The organism is Microbacterium aurantiacum (genome assembly GCF_031625015.1).
GTDB lineage: Bacteria > Actinomycetota > Actinomycetes > Actinomycetales > Microbacteriaceae > Microbacterium > Microbacterium aurantiacum.
On sequence record NZ_JAHWXH010000006.1, the window covers coordinates 1 to 9,930 of the forward strand.

Consider the following 9,930-nt stretch of genomic DNA (forward strand, 5'->3'; position numbering starts at 1 on the left):
CGCACAGGGGTCAGTGGGCTGCGGCCGGCGAGCACCTCGGCGACGTTCTGCACGGCCAGTCTCCCCATGGCGTCGCGGGTGGCCGCGCCCGCACTGCCGATGTGAGGGAGCAGCACCACCCGCTCGGACGCGCGCAACCGCTCGTTCACCAGCGGTTCCTGCTCGTGGACATCTAGTCCGGCGCCCGCGATACGGCCGGATTCGAGGGCGTCCGCGAGCGCGTTCTCATCGACGAGCGGACCACGCCCGGTGTTGATGAGATAGCTGCCCCGGCGCATCGTCGCCAGCCGCGGTGCATCGACCAGGCCCCGGGTGTCCGGGGTCAAGGGGCAGTGCAGCGTCACGATGTCCGACAATGCGAAAAGGTCGTCGAGATCCACCGCCTCGACGTCGAGAGCCACCGCTTCGTCCCCGCTCGCCCGGGAGCCCGTCGCGACGATGCGAACGCCGAACGCCCGCGCGCGTCGCGCTACTGCCATGCCGATGCGCCCAAGACCGACGATGCCGAGCGTCGTACCTGCGCTTAGCTGGAGACCGATCCACTCCTTGGGCCCCCACATCCACGAATTTCCGGCGCGGAGAAACCGATCGGCTTCGACCACGCGCCGCGTGCTGGCGAGGATCAGCGCCAAAGTCAAGTCGGCTGTCGCGTCGTCGAGGACGCCCGGCGTGTTCGACACGGTCACACCGCGCCGGGCCGCAGCTGCCAGGTCGATGTTGTCAACGCCCGCCGCCACGTTCGCGACGATCCGCAGGCCGGGACCCGCCGCGGCTAGTACCTCATCGTCGATCCGTTCCGTCACGAGCGACATGATGGCTGACGCGCCCGATACGGCGGAGAGGAGCGCCGATCGCCCCGGCGTGCCCTCGCCTAGGACGACGAGTTCGCCGGGCAGATCGCGGGCGGCCGACATAGCCGCCTCGGTCAGCAAGCGGGTGAGGACGATGCGATTGCTCAACGGTCAGCCCGCTCGTGCACGCGCACGAGCTCGACGCTCGGCGCGATCCAGGACCGATCCCACCGCCCGGCGGCGATGTCGGCGCGCTGACCCTCCTCCTTTTCGACGACGGCTTCCGCCAGCTCGAGGACCTCGTGCACGCGCCGGGCGGGGACGACGACGATTCCGTCCGCGTCGCCGATGATAAGATCGCCGTCCTCGATCGGAACACCCCCGATCGTCGCGGTTCCGTGGATTTCGCCAGGCCCGCTCTTGTACGGGCCCATGTGCGAGATGCCGCGGGCGAACACGGGGAAGCCGGCGCTCGAGATGGGATCGTGGTCGCGAACAGCACCGTCGACGACGATCCCGTGGAAGCCCTTCGTCTCGGCATAGCTCGTCATCAACTCGCCGAGAATGGCGTTGGTTGTCTCGCCGCGGGCATCGACGACCAGAATGTCGCCTGGCCGCCCCATGTCGAGGGCGATGTGGACGGCGAGGTTGTCGCCGGGCCGCGTGCGCACGGTCAGCGCCGTTCCGACCATCGACTTGCCGGCGAGGGACGACAGGGACGCACCGATCGGACGCAGCGCGGTCGCTCCCGTGCTCCGCTGAGTGCTGTCGGAGACGGCGGGCGTCGGTAGTTCCGCGAATCGCTGGATGATCTCCGGATCGATGGGCTCGGCACGGTCATGGACGCGGACGATGTTCATGGGTTTCCTTCGCGGTCTGGCTGGCATTGTCGGTAGGAAACGGCTTCGCCGCGACCTTCTCGAGGGCGGCTGCAACGGCTGGCGGCACCGGGACCCCGTCTCGCAACCGGGCGTCCGCGACCCGCTGCTCAAGCTCGCCGGGGATCAGCACCTCGCTCCCCTCTGCGGCGGTGAGCTTGATGGCATCGATCAGCCCGGTTATACGGTCGCCGAACCCGGAGAGCGGTTGGAAGGCGGTGATGTCGGTCAGGTTGAGGAAAGCGCCCACGCCCTGCGGTCGCTCGAGCTCGTCGTAGAGGTCTCCGACCTCGGGTCCGCAATTCGCGCCCGACAGCACCGCCGCCATGATCTCGATCATCAGCGCAATCCCGTAGCCCTTCGGACCTCCGAAAGGCAGGACACTACCCTCCAGAGCGGCGGCGGCTTCCGTCGTCGGCTGGCCGGCCACATCCACCGCCCACCCCTCCGGGATGTCCTGGCCGAGCTGTGAAGAAAGGATGATCTTGCCCCTCGCGACGACGCTGGTGGCCATGTCGAGCACCACGGGCGCCCGGTCCCCTGCCGGAACGGCGAAGGTGTAGGGGTTGGTGCCCAGGAACCGCTCGCGGCCGCCCCAAGCAACCATCGTGGACGGCGCATTGCCGTATAGGAACACGGCGGCCCCACGTTCCGCCGCGCGGCGGCCGAAGTAGGCGCCGGCCCCGTAGTGATTCGAATTTCGTATCCCGACCGAAACGACCCGCTGCTCAGATAGCCGGTCGAACGCCACATCGACCGCGCGCTGCGTAACGACCTGTCCCATGCCGTTGTCGCCGTCAATGAGCAGGGCGCCGCCGCGCTCGGAGACGACGCGCACGTCGGGATCGGGATCTGTCAGGCCCCGTCGGATGCGCTCGATGTAGATGGGCACGCGGCTGACCCCGTGAGAGTCGACGCCGCGGAGGTTCGCTTCGACCAGGGAATCGGCGACGAGTTCGGCGTCGGCGGCGGGGACGCCGGCGTCGACGAAGATGCTGGCGCAGTACTCGCGCAACACCGCCGCCGGGACGGGATACGATTCCGGGGCGTTCACAGACACTTCCGCATAATTTCCACGAGATCCGCCGCGCGCGCCGGGCGCGGATTGACCACGACGTTGCCCGACGACATGCTCTCCTCGGCGAGTTTCGGAAGGTCGGCTTCAGTGACCCCGTAGGCGGAGAGCTTCGATGGCGCCCCAATGTCGATGAGCAGGTCCGAGGCTGCCGTGACACCGGCGTCGGCAGCTTGCCGCAGCGTCATTCCACGGGTGTCGATGCCGAAGAGCCGGGCAATTTCGGCGAACTTCGACTGCGCGGCGACCACGTTATAGCGCATCACCTCGGGCAGAAGGATCGCGATCACGTCGCCGTGCGGGATCTTCGCGAACGCTCCGAGCGGCATCGCCATCGCGTGGGCGAGGCCAAGACGTGTCGGTGCGAACGCACAGGCGGCCATCGTCGCGGCGATCATCATGTTGGATCGCGCGTCGAGGTCAGCGCCGTTGAAGGTCGCCTGCCGGAGGGAACCGGCGATAAGCTCGACGGCTTTTTCGGCGAGCGCTTCCGAAATCGGCTGCGTGGCCTTGTTGACGTAGGACTCAAGCGCGTGGGCGAGTGCGTCAGCACCGGTGCCTACGGTCTGCCGGGCGGGCAAAGTTAGGGTCAGCGCGGGGTCGCAAAGCGCAACAGTCGCGGTCATATTCCGGCCGCCGATGCCGTACTTGTCCGACTTCTCCTTCTCGGAGATGACCGCCCAGATGGCGCACTCGCTGCCTGTTCCGGCGGTGGTGGGAATGGCGATGACCGGCAGACCCGGCGCGCTCGAAACGTTCAGACCGACGAAGTCGCGGATGTGCCCGGGGTTTCGTGCCATCAGCGCCGCTGACTTCGCCGTGTCGAGGGCGCTCCCTCCGCCGACGCCTACGACTATGTCCGCGCCAGAGGTCCGCGCCAGCTCGGCGGCGGCCATGACCCCCTTGGCATCGGGCTCGGGCTCGACGTCGGTGAAGACGGCCGGCTCGAGACCGCTGTCGCTGAGCAGATCGACGACGCGGTCCACGACGCCGGCAGCGACGAGGCCCGGGTCGGAGACGAGTAGCACCGACGAACCGCCGAGCGCTGCCACCTCAGTCGGGAGCCCGGCCAGAGCACCGACGCCGAAGGTGATGCGAGTAGGAAGCTCGAAGGTGAATTGGCGATGGTATTTCATGTGATTCTCTCGCTGTCATGCGTCATATCGGTCGGAAAGTTAGGGCTGCTGGTCGTAGATAACCTTCAGGCTGGTGAAGAACTCGGTCGAGGTCGCGCCGATCCCGTACGCGCCCTGCCCAGACTGCGCCACCCCGCCGAAGGGAATGTGACCCTCGCTCACCGTGCCGTGGTTGACGTGCACCATGCCGGACCGGGATGCCATCGCGACGCGGCGAGCGACGCTTCCGTTGTCGGCGAACACGGAGGCAGTCAGCCCATACTGCGTCTCGTTGGTGACTGCGATGGCCTGGTCGATGTCTGCGACCGGGATGACCGCGAGCACCGGCGCGAAGACCTCGTCGACGGCGAGCGGGCTGCCCGGCGCGACGTCGGTGAGGATGGTCGGCGGTACGAAGTAGCCGCTCTCGCCGCTTGGGTCCAGTACCTCTCCGCCCACCAGCACGCGCGCGCCGTTGCTCTGCGCTTCGGCGATGTAGCGCTGGGTCCGCTCGAACGATGCCCGATCGACGACCGGCCCCATGGTGGTGCCCTCCTCTAGCCCGTGCCCGACCACGTACTTCTGCGCCGCACGGGCGAGTGCCTGCTCAAGCGCCTCGCGGATCTCCGGCACGACGATGACGCGGCTGATTGAGGTGCACCGCTGACCGGAGGCGGTGAAGGCTGCACCCGCAATTTCGCTAGCGACTCGGTCGACGTCCTCGACCTGGGACACCACCGCGGCGTTCTTGCCCCCCATCTCCAGCTGGGTCCGGGCGTTGCGTGCGGCGGCACGCGTCGCGATCCCGAGTCCAACCTCGGTGGACCCTGTGAAAGTGATCCCCGCGATCTCGGGTGATTCGACGAGCAGTAAGCCCGTCTCGCGGCCGGAACCCAGCAGCAGGCTGAAGACGCCTGCCGGGAGCCCCAGCTCGTGTAGGATCTCGGCGACGATGACGGTCGTGCCCGGTGCCTGCATGGCGGGCTTCAGCAGGACGGGGCACCCGTTGACCAGGGCGGGGATGACCTTGCGCACCGGGGTCAGGATCGGGAAGTTCCATGGCGTGATCGCGGCGACCGGGCCGATAGGCTGGCGGATGGTGCGGATGTCGGTGTTCGGCCGCGTGCTCGGGAACGTCTGCCCGCCACCACGCAACGCCTCACCCGCCCAGAACCTCGCCTCGAAGAACACACGGCTGGTCTCGCCATACGACTCGGCGCGCGCCTTGCCCATCTCGCGCGTGGCGATGTCGGCGAGGTCGTCCTGTCTGTCCGCCCACAATCGGAGGAAATCGTAAACGAGGTCGCTGCGCTCAGCGGCGTTGGTCTGCGCGAACGCCGGCGCAGCGGCGGCCGCCGACGCGATCGCCTCCTGGGTCTCCCGCTCGGTGGCGAGGGCGTAGCGGCCGACGACCTCGTCCGGGCGCCCGGGATCGCGCGTCTCGACGGTCTTCGCATCCGGGTTATCGAGCCAGCGTCCCGCAACGTAGCTGGAACGGGTGGACAGCAGTGTGGAGGTCACGATATGTTCTTTCGTCTCGGGACGGTGTGATCGGTTCAGCGCCCGACGGGTTGGTAGCCGGTGAGCCACTCCGCCGGCAACAGCACCAGGTCGGGGAAGACGGCCAGGAGAATGACCGCGCCCCCGAGGACCGCATAGTGGGGAAGTGCGGACTTGACGACTGTCTCCATGGGGAGCTTCGCGACGAACGCAGTCGCGAACAGCGACACGCCGATCGGCGGGGTGACCAGTCCGATGGAGAGCGCCGCAACAAGGAACACCACGAAATGCACCGGATCGATACCCGTGGCGATCGCCGTCGGCATGAGGATCGGGATCGTCAGTAGAATCGCGGCGGTGATATCCATGATGGCCCCGATGATCAGCAGGATCACGCCGATGAGGAGCATCATCAGCAACGGATCGGTGGTCAGCGTCGTCAGCCCGGCGCTCACGCGAGCGGGCAGCCCGTCGATCGTGAAGATGTACGACGCAGCGCTCGCGACCATCGCGATAAAGAGGATGGTCCCAGTGGTGACACCGCTCTCGATCAGCATGGCCGGCAGCTGGCGCGGCTTCATGTCACGGTAGACGAACATGGCGACGACGACGCTGTAAACGACAGCGACGGCCGCGGCCTCCGTGGGGGTGAAGAGCCCACCGAAGAGGCCGTAGAGGATGACGACAGGGCCACCGAGCGCGGGGATGCCGACGACGACCGTCTTGATGCTCTCCCTCAGCGACTCCCGGGAAATCTCCCCGTACTTCTTCCACACCGAGATGAAGTAGTTCATCACCATGAGCACGAGGATGAAGATCACGGACGGCCCGAAGCCTCCCGCGAGCGCGGCTCCTACGGAGACCCCCGACGCGGACGCGGCGATGATCATAAGAATGCTGGGCGGGATGACCGACGACAAGGTGGAGGTCGCCATGGTCAGTGCCGCTCCGTAGGGCTTCGGGTACCCGTGGTCCGTCATCGCCTTGATCTCGATCTTGCCGAGGCTGACGACGTCGGCCACCGACGAGCCGGAGATGCCGCCGAAGATGGCGCTCGCAGCGATGTTGACCTGCCCAAGCCCCCCGCGGAATCGTCCGAACATCACGGATGCGCCGTTGAAGATGCGCTCGGAGATACCGCCTCCAGCCATCACGTTCCCCGCCAGAACGAACAGCGGCACCGCGATGAGCAGGAAGCTGTTCATCGAACTGAACGTCGACTGCGCCATCATCTCGAGCGGCAGCCCGAAGACGAGCAGGGCGACAACCACTCCCGTTCCGAGCGCCAGCGCCAGCGGCACGCCGAGGACCAGCAAGAGGAAGAAGATCGCGATGACCGTCAAACTCATCATGCGATGACCTCGCCTTTCAACATCCGCTGCCGGAGGTTCCTGTCGAAGTACACGGACTGGATCACACCGACGAGCGCGAGGACCGACGCGACCGCGAGCGGGACCGTGACGATCCACATGCTCATCGACAGGGCGGGGCTCGTCTCGTTGTTGCGGAACTGCTGCGCGACGAGTTCGGTCGATTTCCAGGCAAGGATGCCGAAGAAGACGAGCGCGCAGACCACCGTCGCGTGAAGGCTCACCTTCGCTAGCCAGCCCGGCCCCCGCGTCACAAAGTAGGAGACGCGGGGGTGGACCGCCGCCCGGAAACCTGCGGCGAACCCGAGGAACACCCCGTCCATGAACAGGAAGCGTGCCGCCTCCTCTGTCCACGCCGGCGAGGAGCCGATCAGCCGTCCGACGACCTGGACCGACAGGAGCACCAGCATCCCGAGCACACCGATGCCGAGCAGCACCTCGATCACCCGCCACAGCGGCCCGCTCTCCTTTAATTGGTCGGCGTCGGGGAGTGCCGCGATCAGCGGCTCCTCAGCGGAAGCGCCTGCGGCTCCCCTGCTTTCCTTGGACATGAGCGTTCCCTCGTCCGTGATCCAGTCGGCTCGTTCAGCGCCCCAGGAAGTCCAGGGACTCCTGCATGAAGTCCGCCCCCACGAGCTCCTCGAACTCGGGGTACAGATCCTGCGCGAGCGCCTGGAATTGCTGCCGCGCATCTTCGGTCAGTTCGTTGATCTGCACGTCCTGTTCCTCCAGATCGGCGAGGAGCTGCTGCGCTTCGGAGTCGTCCGATTCACGCTTCCACTCGGCCGTGCTGGCGGCGGCTTCCCGGAGGATGTCCTGAACCTCCTCGCTGTACCCGTCGAACTTGCCCTGGTTGAAGCCGAGCACGTATCCATCGGAAATGTGGTTCGTCAGCGACAGGTAGTCCTGAACCTCGAAGAACTTGTTCGCGACCGGCACCTCGAGCGGATTCTCCTGGCCGTCGATGGTGCCAAGTTGCAGGGCGGTGTAGACCTCGGTGAAGTTCATCGGCGTGGGGTTCGCGCCGAGCTCGCCGAAGAAGCGGACCCACAGCTCATTCTGCGGGACGCGTATCCTGAGCCCGTCGAAGTCCTCTGGCGACTCAATCGGGCGCACCGAATTGGTGGTCACACGCGGAGTGCGGGTGAGCATCGACAGCCCTGAAATGCCCTGAGATTCCAGGGACTCGAGCAGCGCCTGGCCGGGCTCACCGGCGAGGTACTCGCTGAACTGATCCATGTCGTCGAACAGGAACGGCAGACTGATGGCGTTCATGTTGGGTTCGAAGGATGCGTACACCGACGTCGAGATGATGGTCGCATCAAGGGTGCCGTTGCCAAGCAGGTTCACGGCCGCGTTCTGATCGCCATTGAAAAGCGTCCCGTCGGTGAAAATCTCAACGTCGATGGCTCCGTCGCTGAGCTCCGAGGCTTGTTCGGCGAAGTGCTCCGCGGCGTTCGCGACCGAGGAGCCAGCCGGGTCGCCGACGGCGAGCCGGATGGTCGTGGCCTCGACGGCTCCCTCGTTCTCGCCTCCGCCTGCACCACCGCCTCCACTGGCGCAGCCGGTGGCTGCCGCGGCGGTGATTCCCGCGATAGCGATTGCAGTAAATGTACGAGCCAGTTTCATCGTTTCTCCTTTGAAGTGATGCGCTGAGGGGTGTTGCGTGTGATCAGCCCAGCGGATGCTAGGTCAACGAGGCTTTGATGGCAGCCGCGAGGGCGTCGTGCGCCCGTTCGAGATGCTCAAGCAGCGCCGACCGAGCGCTATCCGGATCCCGGTTCATGAGGCAACGGCACACGGCGCGGTGCTCCTCGAGGCTCGCGGCGCGGCGCGCATCGTCTTGGAAGGTGACGTAGCGCTTGCATCTGGCGAGCTGTCGGTCTGCGACATGATACATACGCTCGAGGCGACTGTTCTCAGTCGCGGCGATCAGCGTGCGGTGAAACTCGTCATCACGGGCCAGGTACTGCTCCGTGTCAGCTCGGAGCATGGACCCCGGCAAGTTGTCGAAGAGCGAGCCCAGGCGCTCGAGGCGCTCATTGTCCCATTGCACGATTTTGGGAAGCCCGGCCGGCTCGAGCAGGGCACGCAGTTCGGCGAGCTCGTCGATGTCCCGCATCCGAATCGGAGTGACCACCCAGCCGGTCGAGCGACCTCGCTCGACTAGCCCAGATGACTCGAGCAGGTGCAGTGTGTCGCGCACCGGGGTTCGGCTTACACCGAACTGGGCCGCGAGATCCGAGTCGTTGAGTACGGCGCCTGGGGGCAACGTGCAGTCGACGATTACCCGCTCGAGTTCGTCGTACATCTGAGTACTCAGCTTCCGGCTTCCCATAGGAGCTAACGCGGCACTCATGAGTTCAGTATGCTGTATACAGAACACGGACGCAAGTTGGTCGAAAAATGGTCACCGTCCGGCATCGCCCCGGGCCAAACGCTCCACGCGCGCATAGGGCGAGCGGTGGGCCGCGACCCTCACTCAGTCGGAGCGAACGCCTCCGCTCACATGGGCAGTCGAACCGACCTGGCCCGCGAAAGATCGCCGCCGACTGTGTGAACGTCTACTTCCCCGCCCTGCATCGGGCAGACCCTTCAGTCCGTCGCAGACGACGATGCACACGTCCTCGGCGCCGCGGTTCTTGATCTCGGTGAGCACCCCGAGCCAGAACTTCGCCCCGTCGCCGCCGTCGCCGGCCCAGATTCCGAGGATGTCGCGTTCCCCGTTCACTGTGACGCCGACTGCGAGATAGAACGGCTTGTTGCGCACCTGCCCGTCGCGGACCTCCACCACCAGCGCGTCGATGAACACGACCAGGTAGACCCGATCCAGGGGCCGATTCTGCCAGTCCGTCATCTCCTCGATGACCTTGTCTGTGATCCTCGAGATCGTGTCTTTCGACACCGAAGCGCCGTAGACGTCGTCGAAATGCGCCGCGACCTCGCCCGTGGTCAAGCCACGCGCGGTCAACGACAGCACGATCTCGTCGACCCCGGTCAACCGGCAGCTCCGAACACACTTGACCAATGAGACGGACGTGCACGGGGCAGCAGCAACAACAACGAGAAAGGGCACCCGTCCGGAGCCAACTCAGATGCGGATTGTCAGATATACAACTGGGAGGGCGGCACCACTGCGAACAGAGGATGCTCTACGGACGGGTGCCCAGATCCGATGCTACCGGGTGAGCGTCGGAGCCC

At 66.1% G+C, this 9,930-nt stretch carries 9 protein-coding genes and 1 pseudogene; all 10 read right to left on the reverse strand.

Translation table 11 applies throughout. The features are described from left to right. A partial coding sequence (locus KZC50_RS15595) for a 2-hydroxyacid dehydrogenase (RefSeq protein ID WP_310892284.1) occupies nucleotides 1-959 on the reverse strand: 959 nt, incomplete at its 3' end. After that, nucleotides 956-1,651 (reverse strand): RraA family protein, encoded by a 696-nt coding sequence (locus KZC50_RS15600; RefSeq protein ID WP_310892285.1) that lies wholly within the window; start codon nucleotides 1,649-1,651, stop codon nucleotides 956-958. The genes KZC50_RS15595 and KZC50_RS15600, both read right to left, overlap by 4 nt. After that, the gene (locus KZC50_RS15605) at nucleotides 1,629-2,729 is read right to left on the reverse strand and encodes an Ldh family oxidoreductase (RefSeq protein ID WP_310892286.1); all 1,101 of its coding nucleotides are present in this window, start codon (nucleotides 2,727-2,729) and stop codon (nucleotides 1,629-1,631) included. Before KZC50_RS15605 ends, KZC50_RS15600 begins: the two co-directional genes overlap by 23 nt. After that, nucleotides 2,720-3,880: an iron-containing alcohol dehydrogenase gene (locus tag KZC50_RS15610; RefSeq protein ID WP_310892287.1), complete on the reverse strand. Its 1,161-nt coding sequence runs from the start codon at nucleotides 3,878-3,880 to the stop codon at nucleotides 2,720-2,722. Before KZC50_RS15610 ends, KZC50_RS15605 begins: the two co-directional genes overlap by 10 nt. Before the next feature lie 39 nt (nucleotides 3,881-3,919). Continuing rightward, the gene (locus tag KZC50_RS15615) at nucleotides 3,920-5,380 is read right to left on the reverse strand and encodes an aldehyde dehydrogenase family protein (RefSeq protein WP_310892288.1); all 1,461 of its coding nucleotides are present in this window, start codon (nucleotides 5,378-5,380) and stop codon (nucleotides 3,920-3,922) included. 35 nt (nucleotides 5,381-5,415) lie between these two features. Beyond that, complete coding sequence (locus KZC50_RS15620; protein WP_310892289.1) at nucleotides 5,416-6,711, reverse strand: TRAP transporter large permease; 1,296 nt, start codon at nucleotides 6,709-6,711, stop codon at nucleotides 5,416-5,418. Next, entirely contained in the window at nucleotides 6,708-7,280 is a 573-nt protein-coding gene (locus tag KZC50_RS15625; RefSeq protein ID WP_310892290.1) for a TRAP transporter small permease, read from the reverse strand. Before KZC50_RS15625 ends, KZC50_RS15620 begins: the two co-directional genes overlap by 4 nt. 34 nt (nucleotides 7,281-7,314) lie before the next feature. Further along, nucleotides 7,315-8,358, reverse strand: coding sequence for a DctP family TRAP transporter solute-binding subunit (locus KZC50_RS15630; RefSeq protein ID WP_310892291.1), 1,044 nt, complete (start codon nucleotides 8,356-8,358; stop codon nucleotides 7,315-7,317). Nucleotides 8,359-8,416: 58 nt separating this feature from the next. After that, complete coding sequence (locus KZC50_RS15635) at nucleotides 8,417-9,040, reverse strand: GntR family transcriptional regulator (protein WP_310892292.1); 624 nt, start codon at nucleotides 9,038-9,040, stop codon at nucleotides 8,417-8,419. A gap of 267 nt (nucleotides 9,041-9,307) precedes the next feature. Further along, a pseudogene (locus tag KZC50_RS15640) lies at nucleotides 9,308-9,742 on the reverse strand (IS256 family transposase); the annotation flags it as partial. Nucleotides 9,743-9,930: the final 188 nt, after the last annotated feature.